The organism is Bradyrhizobium sp. URHC0002, assembly GCF_054059515.1.
The window spans coordinates 3,086,825-3,102,991 of the sequence record NZ_JBSSCF010000001.1 but is presented as its reverse complement, the minus strand read 5'-3'; the positions used below and the strand labels follow the sequence as shown (position 1 = coordinate 3,102,991).

The 16,167-nt window shown below is 62.6% G+C and carries 13 protein-coding genes and 2 pseudogenes; 2 read left to right on the top strand and 13 right to left on the bottom strand.

The annotated features are described in order from the left end of the window. Positions 1-64: 64 nt before the first annotated feature. The 8 genes from ACVWVY_RS14980 to glmM form a co-directional block, all read right to left on the bottom strand. Positions 65-1,237, bottom strand: coding sequence for a phosphoserine transaminase (locus tag ACVWVY_RS14980; RefSeq protein WP_456627079.1), 1,173 nt, complete (start codon positions 1,235-1,237; stop codon positions 65-67). A 79-nt stretch (positions 1,238-1,316) separates the two neighbouring features. Further along, the gene (locus tag ACVWVY_RS14975) at positions 1,317-1,553 is read right to left on the bottom strand and encodes a hypothetical protein (RefSeq protein ID WP_456627078.1); all 237 of its coding nucleotides are present in this window, start codon (positions 1,551-1,553) and stop codon (positions 1,317-1,319) included. Positions 1,554-1,812: 259 nt separating this feature from the next. Next, on the bottom strand, positions 1,813-2,283 hold the full coding sequence (locus tag ACVWVY_RS14970) for a GNAT family N-acetyltransferase (RefSeq protein ID WP_456627077.1): 471 nt from the start codon (positions 2,281-2,283) through the stop codon (positions 1,813-1,815). A gap of 17 nt (positions 2,284-2,300) precedes the next feature. Further along, positions 2,301-2,891 carry a glutathione S-transferase family protein gene (locus ACVWVY_RS14965; protein ID WP_456627076.1) on the bottom strand — a complete coding sequence of 197 codons (591 nt, stop codon included), beginning with the start codon at positions 2,889-2,891 and terminating at the stop codon, positions 2,301-2,303. 81 nt (positions 2,892-2,972) lie between these two features. Further along, on the bottom strand, positions 2,973-3,737 hold the full coding sequence (locus ACVWVY_RS14960; RefSeq protein WP_456627075.1) for an outer membrane protein: 765 nt from the start codon (positions 3,735-3,737) through the stop codon (positions 2,973-2,975). 214 nt (positions 3,738-3,951) lie between these two features. Then, positions 3,952-4,776 carry an outer membrane protein gene (locus tag ACVWVY_RS14955; protein WP_456627074.1) on the bottom strand — a complete coding sequence of 275 codons (825 nt, stop codon included), beginning with the start codon at positions 4,774-4,776 and terminating at the stop codon, positions 3,952-3,954. A 289-nt stretch (positions 4,777-5,065) separates the two neighbouring features. After that, positions 5,066-6,328, bottom strand: a complete 1,263-nt coding sequence (locus ACVWVY_RS14950) for an MFS transporter (protein WP_456627073.1) — start codon at positions 6,326-6,328, stop codon at positions 5,066-5,068. 150 nt (positions 6,329-6,478) lie between these two features. Then, positions 6,479-7,825, bottom strand: coding sequence for a phosphoglucosamine mutase (glmM, locus tag ACVWVY_RS14945; RefSeq protein WP_456627072.1), 1,347 nt, complete (start codon positions 7,823-7,825; stop codon positions 6,479-6,481). A 513-nt stretch (positions 7,826-8,338) separates the two neighbouring features. On the opposite strand from glmM, the gene ACVWVY_RS14940 reads away from it, so the two are divergent. Then, on the top strand, positions 8,339-9,475 hold the full coding sequence (locus ACVWVY_RS14940; RefSeq protein WP_456627071.1) for an alpha-hydroxy acid oxidase: 1,137 nt from the start codon (positions 8,339-8,341) through the stop codon (positions 9,473-9,475). 216 nt (positions 9,476-9,691) lie between these two features. Here ACVWVY_RS14940 and ACVWVY_RS14935 read toward each other — a convergent pair whose 3' ends face one another. Beyond that, positions 9,692-10,642 (bottom strand): AraC family transcriptional regulator ligand-binding domain-containing protein, encoded by a 951-nt coding sequence (locus tag ACVWVY_RS14935; protein WP_456627070.1) that lies wholly within the window; start codon positions 10,640-10,642, stop codon positions 9,692-9,694. Positions 10,643-10,938: 296 nt separating this feature from the next. Here ACVWVY_RS14935 and ACVWVY_RS14930 point away from each other — a divergent pair. Beyond that, positions 10,939-11,457 (top strand): annotated as a pseudogene (locus tag ACVWVY_RS14930) (LabA-like NYN domain-containing protein); the annotation flags it as partial. Between the two features lie 97 nt (positions 11,458-11,554). Here ACVWVY_RS14930 and ACVWVY_RS14925 read toward each other — a convergent pair. The 4 genes and pseudogenes from ACVWVY_RS14925 to ACVWVY_RS14910 form a co-directional block, all read right to left on the bottom strand. Next, positions 11,555-12,181 carry a hypothetical protein gene (locus tag ACVWVY_RS14925; protein ID WP_456627069.1) on the bottom strand — a complete coding sequence of 209 codons (627 nt, stop codon included), beginning with the start codon at positions 12,179-12,181 and terminating at the stop codon, positions 11,555-11,557. Between the two features lie 77 nt (positions 12,182-12,258). Next, on the bottom strand, positions 12,259-12,885 hold the full coding sequence (locus tag ACVWVY_RS14920) for a hypothetical protein (protein ID WP_456627068.1): 627 nt from the start codon (positions 12,883-12,885) through the stop codon (positions 12,259-12,261). A 78-nt stretch (positions 12,886-12,963) separates the two neighbouring features. Then, positions 12,964-13,806 (bottom strand): shikimate dehydrogenase, encoded by an 843-nt coding sequence (locus ACVWVY_RS14915; protein WP_456627067.1) that lies wholly within the window; start codon positions 13,804-13,806, stop codon positions 12,964-12,966. A 132-nt stretch (positions 13,807-13,938) separates the two neighbouring features. Beyond that, a pseudogene (locus ACVWVY_RS14910) lies at positions 13,939-15,988 on the bottom strand (elongation factor G). Positions 15,989-16,167 lie beyond the last annotated feature (179 nt).

The window sequence follows — 16,167 nt, the reverse complement described above, 5'->3', positions numbered from 1 at the left end:
ATGGCCTGTGAAAGGTATTGCCGTGCGGAAAATCCGCACGGCCGAACTTCACGCTGCCTTAACGTCAAGCCGCCTTCGGCAGCGCGGCCTTGGTCTCGGCGAACGCCCAGTCGATCCACTGCGTCAGCAGCGCGACGTCGGAGGCTTCCACGGTGGCGCCGCACCAGATCCGCAGGCCCGCCGGCGCATCGCGGTAATAGGCGAAGTCGTAACCGGCGCCTTCCTTCTCCACGAGAGCGACGAGCTTCTTGGAGAACTCGGCCTGCGCATCCGCCGTCAGGGAAGTGATCGCGGGATCTGTGAACTTCAGGCACACCGAAGTGTTGGAACGGATCGAGGGTTCCTTTGCCAGGAAATCGATCCACGGCGTCTTCGCCTTCCAGTCGGCCAGCGCCTTGGTGTTGGCGTCGGCGCGCGCGATCAGGGCCTTGAGGCCGCCGATCGATTTCGCCCAGTTCAGCGCATCGAGATAGTCCTCGACGCACAGCATCGACGGCGTGTTGATGGTCTCGCCCTCGAAGATGCCCTGGTTGAGCTTGCCGCCCTTGGTCAGGCGGAAAATCTTCGGCAGCGGCCATGCCGGCTTGTAGGTCTCAAGCCGCTCCACCGCGCGCGGGCTAAGGATCAGCATGCCGTGCGCGGCTTCGCCGCCCAGCGCCTTCTGCCAGGAGAACGTCACCACATCGAGCTTTGCAAAATCGAGCGGCTGCGCGAAAGCGGCCGACGTCGCGTCGCAAATGGTGAGGCCTTCGCGGCTCGCGCTGATCCAGTCGGCGTTCGGCACGCGCACGCCAGACGTCGTGCCGTTCCAGGTGAAGACGATGTCGGACGCCGGATCGACCTTGGAGAGATCCGGAAGATCGCCATAGCCGGCATGCAGCTTGGTGACGTCCTTCAGCTTCAATTCCTTGATGATATCGCTGACCCAGCCCTCGCCGAAGGATTCCCAGGCGATGGTGGTGACGGGACGCGCGCCGAGCAGCGACCACAGCGCCATTTCGACCGCGCCGGTATCGGACGCCGGCACGATGCCGATCTTGTAGTCGGCGGGCACTTCAAGCACTTCGCGCGTCAGTTCGATCGCGAGCTTGAGCTTGGTCTTGCCGACCTTCGCGCGATGCGAGCGGCCGAGGGCTGCGTCCTTGAGATTTTGGGGGTTCCAGCCGGGGCGCTTGGCACAGGGGCCGGAGGAAAAATGCGGCACGTTCGGCCGCGAAGCGGGCTTCGCTACGGTCATGATCTATCCTTCCAGATAGTAAGCCTCCCGTTGGGGGGAGGTGTCCCGCGGCGGTGATTAAGGGAATCGCGCCCGATCGTCAAGGAAGTTCGGCGGCGGGATCAGGGACGTCTCCCGGGGGATCGGGTATGTCCCGGGAATCGCAGCCGATTGATGCGCCTTCGGTCGCAGGCTCGGCCGGCTCCTGCTCCAGCAATTCGGCTGCATCGGTGACCAATTTGGCGGCCTCCCGCCGGCTTGAGACCTTCAGAATGCTCGCTGCGCCGGCCTGCACGACATACTCGTGTCCGATCCGGACTATCGAATAATTTTTCATCGGAAATCCCCCAAGCTGCCCTAAGCCCCATGGGAGACGCTGGCATAGCGGAGACGTTCCGGTCCGTAAAATCACGTACGCACGCGTAGTTTACCGGTTGTTAACCGGATCGCACAGTGACGACTACCTCAGGCATTCGTCGCAAATACACTTCAACCGCAGTTGGCTGACTTTCATTCAGATGCGTCTTCCTTACGCGAACCTGATTCCACCCCCGGATCAAGTTCGAGGGCACGCTTCGTGCGAAAGCGTATGGCGATCAAAATCGCAAGGTCATGCCGACATGGCTGCGCGCAAAGCCCAGCCGCTCGTAAAATCGCTGCGCATCGACGCGGGTGTGATGGGTCAGCAATTCGACCAGCTTGCATCCCTTGGCCCGCGCTTCCACGGCCGCCCACTGCACCATCTGCTCGCCGATGCCGCGGCTGCGGCAATGTTTGGCGACACGGACATCCTCGATCAGGCCGCGCGAGGCGCCCTGTGAGCTCAGCCCCGGCAAGATGCAGAGTTGCAGGCACCCGACCACGGCGCCCTCGCCGTCCTCGGCGACGACAAGCTGAATGTTCAGGTCGCGGTCGACCGCTTCAAATGCCCTGAAATAGGACTGCGGCAGCGGATGTTCGATCCGCTCACGGCCGCCGCCGAGCGGATCGTCCGCCAGCATGGCAACGATGAGGCCTACGTCCTCGCGGCGGGCACGGCGGATGGTGACCTCAGAGATAGCAGACATGACGATTTCCGGTGAGATCAGCGCGCCGGCGGCAGGCCGAGGAATTTTTCGGTCGCGCCGATCCAGCGGCGCAACGCGGCATAGCCGTCGAGATGAAAGCCGCCTTCATGCGCCACGCGGGTATAGGCCAGCAGCGATATGTCGGCGAGCGTGACGGCGTCGCCGGCCAGAAATGGCGTGATGGCGAGCTGGTGCTCCATCCGTGCCAGCGCCGTATAGCCGCGCTTGACCTTGTCGGGATCGAGGTCGGAAGCCGGCTTGCCCAGATAGAACATCTGGAAGCGGCAGACGGCAATGTACGGCTCATGGCTGTACTGTTCCCAGAACAGCCATTCGTCCATCTTGCCTTCCGCGAACGCATCCTGCGGGATGAGGCGAGAACCACGGGCGAGATAACGGATGATGGCGTTGGATTGCGCCAGTGAACGGCCGTCATCGAGTTCGATCGCGGGCACCTGGCCGGCGCCGTTGAGCTTCAGGAACTCCGCGGTGCGCGTCTCGCCCTTGAGGGTGTCGACCGCTATCCAGGTGTAGGGCAGCGCGAGGTGGTCGCACACCCACTTCACCTTCAGGCAGTTGCCGGAATTGGTATCGCCGTAGACCTTCATGTGCCGCCCTCTTTACGGCGGCACTGCAACAGGCGGCGGCGAATCTGTCAACGGTGCCGGATCGGCGCCGTCGCGACGGGATCAGAATTTATAGCCGAGGCCGGCGCGGACCGTGTTGATGTTGGATTCGATATCCGACGTCACCCGGCGATATTCGTATTCGGCGCGCATGAACAGGCCGCCCACCAGCATCACGTCGAAGCCAGCGCCGACGCTGTAGCCATAGACCAGCTTGGTCTTGCTGGCGGCGCTCGTCCCCGGCAGCACCGGATACGGGAAGGCCGAAATGGTGCGGTCGACGGTCTGGCTGCCGAAGCCGGTGCCGGCAAACAGATAAGGCAGGAAGCATCCCATGACGTAGCCGCCGCGGACGCGCAGCGAGCCGAAATCCGAGAGTTTTACGACCGCGTTCGAATGGGCCAGGCTTTGGATCGAGAGGTCGGCATTATGCCGCACCCCAAACGAATCTGAAATCGAACGGATTCCATCATGAATGTAATTCGCCTCGACGCCGACGACGACGTCTTCCCACTGCGAATTGTATCCGACAAAGCCGCCAAAGCCGGTGGTGTTGCTGTGGGCGTTGGGCAGCGGTTGCCAGTTGTAGCCGACATTATTCGGCGGAATGAAGCTCGATTGCAGGTCGCCGTTGGCGCCGGGCGCTACCTTTGAAGTGACCGAGCCGTAGCTCACCTGGCCGCCGACATAGTAGCCCTGCCAGTTGACCCTGGTGCTGGTCAGGCCATCGGTGAAGCTGCCGCGCAGAAACGGCAGGTCCGGCATATCGGCCGCCTGGGCGACACTCGCCGCTCCGCACATCACCGCCACCAACAAAAATCGACGCATTGCAACGCTCCATCCGAAACTCTGAACTTGGCGTTGATCATCGCCTGTTAACCTTAACCAATCGTTGTCGCGGCGTGCGATTGGCGAGATCTTGTCGGAAAGCTGACGCAAATTCTGCGTCGGCCGCCGCGCGCACGATGCCACGCGCCAAAAGCAAAACGGCGCGGGAAGTGCCCCGCGCCGTTCGGCAACCGTTAACGAATGGAAGCTGCAATTAACCTTTGCGGATGATCGGCGGCGGTGCGTAGACCTGCGGGCTGGTGAGATCCCAGCGCACGCCGAGCTTCAGGTCATGCGAGGTGATGTTCTTGAAGGTCATCGGATTGTTGCGCAGGTTAACGCCGTCGAAGGTGCGGAGATCGCCGGTCAGACCGTCGCCCATGTCGAGATAGCGATAGGCGAGTTCGACGGTGAAGTTCGGCGTGACCTTGTAGGCGAGACCGGCATGGGCCGCCCAGGCAAAATTCCACTTCGCGACGCTGTCGCCGAAGGCGAGACCGGGCAGCGCACCGCCGCCATTATTGGCGATGCCCTGATCGGTGAAGCCATTGATCGCAACCCGCGCGCCACCGACGCCGGCGCCGATGAACGGGGTGATGCACCACCAGGTACCGAGATCGACATAGGCGTTGGCGAGCACGACCCACTCGTTCTTTGTCGCGTGATAGGTGTCGGTGCCGACGCCGCCGACATAGGTGATGCGATCGGTGCCGAAGAACTGCGAGTTGCCGCGATATTCACCGGTGACGTCAGCGCGGAACCAGTTGTTGACCCTGTAACCGACGCCGAGGCCGAAGATGCCGGCGGTGTTGAAGTTGTTGGTCTGCACCGACGAGGTAAGCCTGGCGTCATCCAGGTTGTTCAGACGACCGACACGCTGATTAGAGAAGCCGATGTCGCCGCGCAGATACCAGCCGCCGAAATCCTCGACCACGGGGGGCGCATAAGGCGGAGGCGCGATCGCCATGTCGGCAGCAAACGCCGCTTGGGATAACAATGTGGCCGCACCGGCGGCAATGAAAGACTTAACGCTACGCATGGGCTTCGTCCTTTTGTCCGGTGAGGCCGACTGCAATGGGCCCCACTTCAAAAACTCACGGACGGACGATCGCATTAAATGTTTAAGCGGCGCTTAACCCTAATTATTAAGGTTGACAATCTCTGACCATTATTCTGACGCGCCTGTTCGCGACGCGCTAGACGCTGCATTCGCAGCACGAGGAATGGCGAAAATCGCCACACGTCCTAACGATGTATTGAAGCAAGCCGCTCGCTATCGCGTGCTGTTAAGGTTTTGTTGACGCGACCGCAGCGCCGACGACGCACGCCTAACACAAGGAGGGCTGATGCATCTTCGGCAGGAACACCGCGAGCAGCCCGAGCGCCGGCAGGAACGAGCAGAGGTGATAGACGAAAGCGATGCTGGTGTGATCGGCAAGCCTGCCGAGCACGGCTGCGCCAAGTCCGCCGATGCCGAAGGCGACGCCGAAGAACACGCCGGAGATCATCCCGAAACGGTGCGGCACCAGTTCCTGCGCGAACACGATGATCGACGACGTCGCCGACGAAAGGATCAGGCCGATGAACACGGTCAGCACTGCGCTTCCGACCAGGCCGGCGTAGGGCAGCGCCAGCGTGAACGGCAGCGCGCCGAGGATCGAGAACCAGAGGACGTATTTGCGGCCGTAGCGGTCACCGAGTGGCCCGCCAAAGAACGCCCCCGCCGCATTGGCGGCAAGGAAGATGAAGAGATAGAGCTGGGCCGCCTGCGTCGACACCTGAAACCTGTCGATCAGATAGAAGATGTAATAACTCGACAGGCTCGACACGTAGAGCTGCTTTGAAAACAGCAGTGCGACCAGCACCGCGAGCGCGATTTTGACGCGCCGCGAATCCGGGTGGTCCGGATGCCGCTCGACCGCCACGGATTTCTTGGTCGCGATCTGCGGCTTGTACCAGACGCCGATCCGCCACAGGATCACGATCGCCAGAAACGCGATCGATGAAAACCAGGCGATCGAGGGCTGGCCGAACGGCACCACGATCAGCGCCGCCAGCACCGGCCCCATCGACGTGCCAAAACTGCCGCCGAGCTGAAACACCGATTGCGCAAAACCATAACGCCCGCCCGAAGCGAGACGCGCGATCCGCGCCGACTCCGGATGGAACACTGCCGAGCCGAGGCCGACCAAGGCGGCTGCGATCAGGATGACGGGATAGCGCGCCGCGACGCTGAGCAGCAGCAATCCGAAAAACGTAAAACCCATGCCGATCGCAAGCGAGAACGGCTGCGCCTTCTTGTCGGTGAAATGCCCGACGACGGGCTGCAGCAGCGACGCAGTGAACTGGAACGCCAGCGTGATCATGCCGATCTGCCCGTAATCCAGAGCGTAAGCGTCTTTCAGGATCGGATAGACCGAGGCGATCAACGATTGCATGGTGTCGTTGAGGAAATGCGAGAAGCTGATGCCGGTCAGCACGACATAGGCCGGCCCTGCGACAGCCGCTTTGGCGGCAAGGCCCGGCGCAGCATCCGGCACAACCACCGGCGCAGTCAGCGTTTCCTCTGAGACGATGACGGGTTTGTTCAAGGGGCGCAGTCCCGGAAAAAGATTCGTTGACGGCAACTCTTCGAGTTCTACGTCGCGCACGCAAACGCGACCAGCACCAATAGCCGATGGCTGCGATGCATTGCCGCCCACGAGCGATCAGGAATCACGCGCCCTCAGAATAAAGCAGGCTTATGCCGCCGCGGCGTGGCCGAGCGCGGTGACGATCTGATCGACGACGTCCTCGACCAGGATGCGATCGTCGCCCTCGCCCATCACGCGGATTACGGGCTCGGTGCCGGACGAACGGACCAGGAGCCGCCCGTGGCCGTTGAGGCGATTCTCGCCGTCCAGGATCGCCGATTTCACCTCGGCATGGTCGAGCGGTTTGCCGCTGCGGTAGCGCACGTTCTTCAGAATCTGCGGCAGCGGATCGAAACGGTGGCAGACTTCCGACACCGGACGGCGAAGCTTTTGCACCACGGCCAGCACCTGAAGCGCTGCGACGAAGCCGTCGCCCGTGGTGGCGTAGTCGGAGAGAATGATATGACCCGAAGGCTCGCCGCCGAGATTGTAGCCCTGCTTGAGCATTTGCTCGAGCACGTAGCGGTCGCCGACCGGCGTGCGCACCATGCCGATGCCCTGCCCTTCAAGGAAGCGCTCGAGCCCAAGATTGGACATCACGGTGGCGACGATGCCGGGCTTGGCGAGACGGCCGTCGTCCTTCCAGCTTTGCGCGATCACTGCGAGCAACTGGTCGCCGTCGACCACATGGCCGCGCTCATCGACCAGGATGACGCGATCGGCGTCGCCGTCGAGCGCGATGCCGATGTCGGCGCGCATCTCGCGCACCTTCTTGGCAAGGGCTTCCGGCGCGGTCGAACCGCATTCCTTGTTGATGTTGAATCCATCGGGTTCGACCCCGATCGCAATCACGTCCGCGCCCAGTTCCCACAGCGCTTCCGGCACCACCTTGTAGGCCGCACCGTGCGCGCAATCGATCACGACGCGCAGGCCGTCGAGCGAGAGCTCGCGCGGCAGCGTGCGCTTGGCGAATTCGATGTAGCGGTCATGAACGCCGTCGATACGGCGGGCGCGCCCGAGGCTGGCGCTCTGCGCCAGACGGCGGTCGATCGGCTCGTCGAGCAGCTGCTCGATCTGCTTTTCGACATCGTCGGAAAGCTTGAAGCCCTGCGGACCGAACAGCTTGATGCCGTTGTCCTCGAACAGATTGTGGGAAGCTGAAATCATCACGCCGAGATCGGCGCGCATCGACTTGGTCAGCATCGCGACCGCCGGCGTCGGCATCGGACCGAGCAGCAGCACATCCATGCCGACGGAAGTAAAGCCGGCCACCATGGCGTATTCGATCATGTAGCCGGAGAGCCGGGTGTCCTTGCCGATCACGACGCGGTGGCGGTGATCGCCACGCTGAAACACCAGCCCAGCCGCCTGCCCCACCTTGAGCGCAAGCTCAGGCGTAATCAGACCATTGGCACGGCCCCGAATTCCGTCGGTACCGAAATATTTGCGGCTCATGTGACCCCCAGCGATTCCAGGTCTTCGTTCAAGGCCATCACGGCCACGAATCCCCGAACGCCCTCCATCGTAGCGTGCATGGGTTATAATCCCTCGGTGGCTAAAATGGCTTCAAAAAATATGATGAATCATTACCGCCGGAAGCGGCCACGATCAACACATAAGCTTCTGTTATTATTGGAAATTATAGCCACTCACCCGCCCGGGATCACGACCGCCGGCCGCCCCGCTTGACGTGGCTGTCCCCCTTCGAGGCCGCTGGCTGGGTGACATTGACCGGGCCGGACCCCGGAAAGGTCTCTTACAGCCCTCCTCCGCAGCGTTGTCGAGCCGCCCGTTTTCCTCGCGATCGGCCGAGCCGGTCTCGGCAGGGCAACACTGCGCGGTCTGGTCATGGGATGTCCTCCGGTCAGAATGGCGCCCAAGAGATGCGGTGAGATGAGATTTGGCTTGCCAATTAACCGTGCTAGATGACGACCAGCGAAGAAAATTCAACGAGGGCCGGGGACGTCCATGAAGCACATCACCTGCATTGAGGATCTGCGCCAGTTGCACAAGCGCAGGGTTCCCAAGGCGTTTTTCGACTACGCCGACCGCGGCTCCTACACCGAGGACACGCTGCGCGCCAATTCCGAGGACCTTGCGCAGATCAAGTTCCGCCAGCGCATCCTGGTCGACGTCTCCAGGCGCGACCTCTCCACCACGATCCTCGGCGAGCCGGCTGCGATGCCGTTGATCCTCGCGCCGGTCGGCCTGCTCGGCATGCAGCACGTTGACGGCGAGATTCACGCCTGCCGCGCCGCGCAGGCCGCCGGCATTCCCTTTACCCAGAGCACGATGTCGATCTGCTCGATCGAGGATATCGCAGCCGCCGTCGACAAGCCGTTCTGGTTCCAGCTCTACGTGATGAAGGACCGCGGCTTCATCAAGGCGCTGATCGAGCGCGCGATCGCGGCGAAATGCTCGGCGCTGGTGCTGACCGTCGATTTGCAGGTGATCGGGCAGCGCCACCAGGACATCAAGAACGGCATGACGGTGCCGCCGGAATGGTCGCTGTCGAAACTGCTCGACTTCGCCAGCAAGCCGTCATGGGTTGCCGGCGTGCTGCGCGGCAAGCGCCGCAGCTTCGGCAACATCGTCGGCCACGTCAAAGGCACCGAGGATCTCACCAAGCTGTCGGAATGGACGGCGTCGCAGTTCGACACCTCGCTGAACTGGAAGGACATCGACTGGATCCGCTCGATCTGGCCGGGCAAGCTGATCCTCAAAGGCATTCTCGACGTCGAGGACGCCGAGGAAGCCGCCAAGACCGGCGCGCAGGCGCTTGTCGTGTCCAACCATGGCGGTCGCCAGCTCGACGGCGCGCCGTCGTCGATCGAGGTGCTTCCCGAAATCGTCGACACCGTCGGCTCGAAGATGGAGATCATGTTCGACAGTGGCATCCGCTCCGGCCAGGACGTCGTGCGCGCGCTCGCGCTCGGCGCCAAATCCTGCATGATCGGCCGCGCCTATGCCTATGGCCTGGGCGCCGGCGGACAGGCCGGCGTCGCCAAGGCGCTCGACATCATCGCCAAGGAAATGCTCACCACCATGGGATTGTGCGGCGTCAACACCATTGCCGAGATCGACGATAATTTGCTGGCGGTGTGAGGCTGCGGCGAAGCAAACTCTATCGTCGTCCCCGCGAAAGCGGGGACCCATACGCCGCGGTCCATCGGTTTAAGCGATGTGGTAGACGCCTTTCCTCCACAATGAACAGTTGTGGTTATGGGTCCCCGCGTTCGCGGGGACGACCCGTTGAGAGATTTGCACGGACAGCCCTCACATCGGCGGTGTAATCCCGTCGCGACCGACATCGATCTGCAGCTAGTTTGCAGACGGAAGATCAGCCAGACGCAACCGTCTCGGCGTCATTCCGGTCCATCGCTTGCAGGCATGGGTGAACGAGCTCATTTCCCGATAGCCGAGAAGCCACGCTATTTGGGAAACCGGCAATTCCCTTTCCCGCAGATAGCGTTTGGCAAGAGCTTCCCGCAGCTGCTCCAGCACCTCCGAGAATGAAGTCCCCTCGCCCGAAAGCGCACGCGTCAGCGTTCGACGGCTCATTCCAAGCTGCCGCGCGACTTCGAGGGCGCTGGCGCGCCCATGGGGCAACGACTTGATCAGCGCGTCTTCCACCTTTGATCGAGCACCGACAGCACTTAGTGCCGACCGGCGCGCAAGCACTTCGTTCGCATAACCAACGAGAAGGTTGTGCAGATGGGGATCGCCGCCGACGACAGGCAGAGAAAAAATAGTTTTTGAAAGAACGATTTCGTCGGCATTGCTCCGGAAATCGACTTCACATCCCAGGAACGCGTTGAATTCCGGCGGTGCGCTCTTTCGCGAATGCCTGAGACCGACGCGAAGCGGCGCCAACCGGCAATCGGTTATTTTCCGGCAGATCCGGACCAGCGCCACCATCCAGAATTCGATCTGATGGCGATCGGAACTCCGATCAACATTGGCGTACTCAATTTCGATAACCGCGTCGCGATCCTCCCGAACTTTCAGGCGAACGCCTTCATTGGCAACTGCGCTGTATCGCTCGGCGTTGCGCAGAGCCTCCGCGAGAGATTCCGATGATGCCATCACATAGTAGGGCAAGCCGATTTCGCCGAGCTCAAAGTCGCGCGCCAGATGAAATCCAAGAAGATCGTCACCGACCGCCTCCGCCGCCAGCTCAAGCACCTTGATCTGGGCCTTCACCTCCAGCCGTCGGCTCGCATCATTTATCTCGGCGGTCGTGAGGCCCGCGGCCGCCAGCAGAGGCGCCAAGGGTTTTTCCGCCTTGGACAGGACCGTACATGCCAGCCGCGCGATACCGCCAGTTGCGCTCGGTATCGAAGCGAAGCGATTTCGCTCATCAGGACGCATCGGCCCTCGGCGTTTGTTCGGTCAGAATGCTCGTTGCGATCACGAAAGTTGGCCTCAAGAGCCAAATCGTTGGCCAGCAATCACAAGACCTGCTGTTTGGCGTCCAATATAACCTGATGCTCGCATCAACGACGTCATTAGCCTAGCCGCAGTTCGCGACCAGTTCCAGTTGATTTGAATCAAAGCAGTTTTTTCGCATGCCTTCTCGCCACAACAGAATAGCACTCTTCATCGACGGCTCGAATCTGCACGCGACCGCAAGGACGCTCGGTTTTGACATCGACTATCGGCGATTGCGGAATGAGTTCGAAGGCCGCGGCGAGCTTCTGCGCGCCTTTTATTACACCTGCCTCATCGAGGGCCAGAACACCTCCGTCGTCAAGCCATTGATCGACTGGCTGGATTACAACGGATACACCGTCGTCACCAAGGCAACGAAGGAGTTCATCGATGGCAATGGCCGTCGCCGCGCCAAAGGCAAAATGGAAATTGAACTGACCGTCGACGCCATGGAGATGGCGGAGCAGATCGACGAGATGGTGCTCTTCTCCGGCGACGGCGATTATCGGAGGCTGGTTGAAGCGATCCAGCGCCGCGGTGTTCGGGTAACAGTCGTCTCGACGATATCGAGCCAACCGTCAATGATAGCCGACGAGCTGCGGCGGCAAGCCGACGCCTTCACCGATCTGCTGACACTAAAGCCCCATATCACTCGCACGTTGCCGAATTGAGGCGCGTTATCGCCGGCCAGGCGAAGCTTCCTTTCTCCCTTCTCCCCCTTGGGGGAGAAGGGACGTAAGGAAGGGCTCCGCCTCACATCGGTGGCGTGATCCCGTCGCGGCCGACGTTGACGCGATTGGCTTCCAGCGTGCCGTCGTCCTTCTTCACCGCCCCGAAGATGATGATCTTCGCGCCCGGCTTCAGTTCGGACTTGTCGCCGGCGACGAAGGTAACGACAGGCGTACCCTCCGGCACCACGACCTTCTTCTCGCCGTCCTTGTATTTGACCAGGATGTTCTGGCCGTCGGTGCCCTTCACCGTCTGGGCGACGGTGGCATTGGTCATGGTCGAGTTCGGCCGCTGATCCCAAGGCCTAAAACCTTCCGCCGCGCCGCGCTGGTTTTCCGGGAAAATATGCACCGCGACCGCCTTCTGGGTGCCGTCCGGCTCCGGCATCGCGGTGACGCCGATATAGGAGCCTTCCTTGATCTCAGACAATTCGGTCTTGGCCACGCCGAACACCGCGACATTGTCGGTGACACGCACCTTCATGTCGGTGCCTTCGCGCGATTTGACCGACAGCATGGGCCCGTCGACGGCCTCGATGGTGCCACGAATGCGGACCGCCGGCGGCTGCTGCGCCCACACCTCCGTTGCAAACAGAGCGGCAAGGCCGAGCGAGGCCGCGAGCAGGCGCGGCCGTGAAGAAGATTTCAGCATGGTATTCCTCCCGAGATGTATTTGGCGCCCAACTCAACTCAAACACCGCAAGTGAGCAGCTATTCCAGGCGGCTAATTCACATCGGCGGGGTCAGCCCGTCGCGGCCGACGCTGACGCGGTTGGTCTCGAACGAGCCGTCCGGCAGCTTCTTCATGAAGGCGATCACCTTGGCGCCGGGCTTGAGGTCGGACTTGTCGGCGGGAACGTAGGTCACGACAGGTGTCTCCGGGGAGACCACGACTTTCTTCTCGCCGTCCTTGTATTTGATCATCAGGGTATGACCGTCATTGCCGACCACCGATTCCGCCACTGTTGCGTTGGTCATGGTGGAGTTGGGGCGGAGATCATAGGGCCGCGACCCCTCGCCGGTGCCGCGCATGGCTTCCGGAAATACATGCACCTCCACCGCGTTCTGGCTGCCGTCCGGTCCCGGCACCGTGGTGGTGCCGATGAAGGAACCGACCTTGATGTCCGACAGCGAGATTTTGCTGATCCCCACGATTCTGAGATCGCCGGTCATATGCAGCCTGACGTCCTCGCCGCCGCGCGACTTCACGGCGAGCACGTCGCCCTCGACGGCCTCGATGGTGCCGCGAACGCGCGTCGGCGTGGGCGGCTGCTGGGCGATCGCGTAAAGCGTGGAGCCGGCAACCATCGCAACGGCGGCAAGCAAGCGAACGAGCTGAAGGCGATTGACGGACATGCTGGAGTCTCCCGTGGCGGCAGTGACGTAACCATTGACCCCGGCGTTTCAAAAAAATTCCGGCTCAAGTCTCTGCGATCAACCGATCATGTATTTCGTGAGATCGGCCTCGACCAGCGCGCGAAGTTCCGGCGTCACCTCGGGGCGCCGGCCGAACCACAATTCGAAGCCGCGCACCGCCTGGTGCAGCAGCATGCCGAGCCCGTCGGCGGTCTTGAGGCCGCGGGCGCGTGAAGCCGTCAGCAATGGCGTGTCGAGCGGCACATATACGAGATCGGCGACGATGGCGTATGACGGCAACTGCCCGACATCGAGTTGGAGCGGCGGCTGACCCTTCATGCCGAGCGATGTCGTATTCACCACCAGACCGGCGCGCGGCAGCAGATCGCCGAGCGCATCCCACGCCACCGGCAGAACGCTCGCGCCGAACTGATCCGCGAGCGACCGGGCGCGCGCGATCGTGCGATTAGCCAGATGCACGCGCTTGATGCCGCGGTCGAGCAATCCGAACACCACCGCGCGCGCCGCACCGCCGGCGCCGAGCACCAGCGCCTCTTCGCTTGTGTCCCAGCCGGGCGCGCTGGCGTCGAGATTGTTGATAAAGCCTTCGACGTCGGTATTGGTCGAGCGCAACTCGCCATCGGCGAACCACAGCGTATTGGCGGCGCCGACCGCGCAGGCGCGCTCATCCGGCTTCGACAACGAAAGCGCGCGTTCCTTGTGCGGAATGGTGACGTTGGCGCCGGCGAAGCCGCGCAGCGACAGCCGGAAGATGAAATCCTTAAACTCGTCGGGCGGCACCGCCTCGATGACATAGCCGCCCGCGATGCCGAGCGTCCGCAGCCAGTAATGATGGATCAGCGGCGAGCGCGAATGAGCAGCCGGCCATCCGATCAGGCACGCGGCGGGGGGTTTGGGCACGGCAACAACTCCTCAAAGACGTCGATGGCCGGGATCAACCCGGCCACGACGATCAATTTATCTTCCCTTGGAGTGTGTCAAGCCGAACGCGAACCACCGCGGCCGGCCAAGGCCGCGGTGTCCCGCCGTTAACTACGCCGCGACGCGATGCGCGGCGATGATCTGGTCGGCGGCGCGGCCGGTGACTTCGGCCATGCGGTCGAACTGCCGCGTGAAACCGCCGGCGCCAGCGGTGGCCGAGCGCAACTCCACGATCAGGTCGCCGATTTCCGCCTCCGGCATGGTGGCACGGACGCAGTCCCAGCCCGGCCAGTTCTCGCGGGTGTCGAAGCCCAGGATCTGGCCGCGCCGCGCCGACAGGATGGCGTTGATCTTCGCCGTTGCCTCCGTCGGGCAGACGATCTCCACCATGTGGATCGGCTCCAGCAGCACTGGCTGGCACTGCGGCAGCGCTTCGCTCATGCCGATCCGCGCTGCGGTGCGGAAGGCGAGATCGGAGGAATCGACGCTGTGATAGGAGCCGTCGGTCAGCGTGACGTGAAGATCGATGACCGGGAAGCCGAGCGGCCCGCGCACGAGGCTGTCGACCACGCCCTCCTCGACCGCGCCGATATAATTGCGCGGCACCGCGCCGCCGACCACCTTCTCGTGGAACTCGAAGCCGCTTCCGCGCGGCATCGGCTTGATCTCCAGCACCACGTCGCCGAACTGGCCATGACCGCCGGATTGCTTCTTGTGACGGCCGCGCTGGGTGGCCGATTTGCGGATGGTCTCCTGATAACCGATCGCGGGTGGTTGCGATTTGACGTTGACGCCGAAGCGGTCCTTGAGCCGCTCGAGCGCGACGCGCAGATGCATCTCGCCCTGCCCCCACAGCACGATGTCGTGGGTCTGCTGGTTCTGGATCATCGTCAGCGACGGGTCCTCCTCGTTCAGCCGCAGCAGCGCCTGACCGAGCTTGACGTCGTCCTTGCGGTCCATCGCCGCGAGCGACATCGCCAGCACCGGCGGTGTGGGCTCGACGTGGACCAGCGCCGGCGGCGCGGTCTTGCCGCTCGACAGCGAGTCGCCGGTCTTGATCGCGTCGAGCTTGCCGAGCGCGATCGTGTCTCCGACCTCGGCCGCGGCCCGCTTGGTGTCGTGTCCGCCGCTCACCGCGAGAATACCGGAAACCCAGCCCGGCCTCACCGGAGGAAGATTGCAGCGTCGCGCCGTCATCGAGATGGCCGGCGAGCAGCCGCGTCAGCGACAGCTTGCCGCCGTGCTGCAGATGCAGCGTCTTGAACACATAGGCCAACGCTTCCTTTTGCGCTGATACGCCGAGCCGCTTCGCCGTCTCGGCAACGCCGGGCGCTTCATGCCGCAGCGCCTTCATCAGCCGCAGTACGCCGTTTTCGCGCGCGGCTGCGCCCAGCAGCACCGGGCAGATCAGGCCTTCGCGCAATTCGCGGGCGAGATCGTCGAACACCGCGTCGCGCGGCGGCTGGATGTCCTCCAGCAACTGCTCCATCAGGGCGTCGTCGTGGTCGGCGAGCTTTTCCAGCATCGAGAAGCGAGCTTCCTTCTCGCGGTCGAGATTGCCGCCTTCCAATGCGATGACTTCGGACGGCTTGTGTTCGCGATAGACGAAGGCGCGCTCCAGCGCGAGATCGACAAAGCCTTCGATCAAATCGCCGTTCCAGATCGGGATCTGCCGCAGCACCAGCGGCACGCGCGAGGCCGGCTGCAGCGTCGCCAGCGTTTCGCGAATGCGCTTGTTGGCGCGGTCGATCTTGTTCAGAAACAGAAACCGGGGAATGCCGAGTTCCTCGAGCTCACGCAGAATGATCTGCAGTTGCGGCAACTTCTTCTCGTCCGCCTCGCAGACCACGACCGCGGCATCGACCGCGGGCAGCGCGGCGCGCATGTCATGCGCGAACTCGATCGAGCCGGGACAATCGATAAAGGTGTAGCTGTCGCCCATGAAAGTGGTGGTGGCGGCGGAGAGGCCGACGCCCATCTTGTGGCGGCGCGCTTCGGGGCTGGCGTCGCCGACGGAAGTTCCGGCATCGACGCTGCCGGCATTTTTAATGGCCCCGGTTCGGGCCAATATGGCTTCTAGGAGTGTCGTTTTACCGCTTTGGAAAGGGCCCACCAGCGCAATGCACCGTGGACCGCGGGGACTTCTGACGTCTTGTCCCATTGCCGCCTCCTTGTCTGGAGCTCGGCCCATGATTGGGTCGGCGACTTCTGATGCTCCGCCTGTCCTGAGGTTTTGGCAAGCGGGAAAAATTCGCTGCAGTGCATCCAGTTGATTTTTCGACGTCGGACCTCGGCACACTGGGTCTTGGCCCCGCTCACCCGTCTCCCCGATCCGGAACT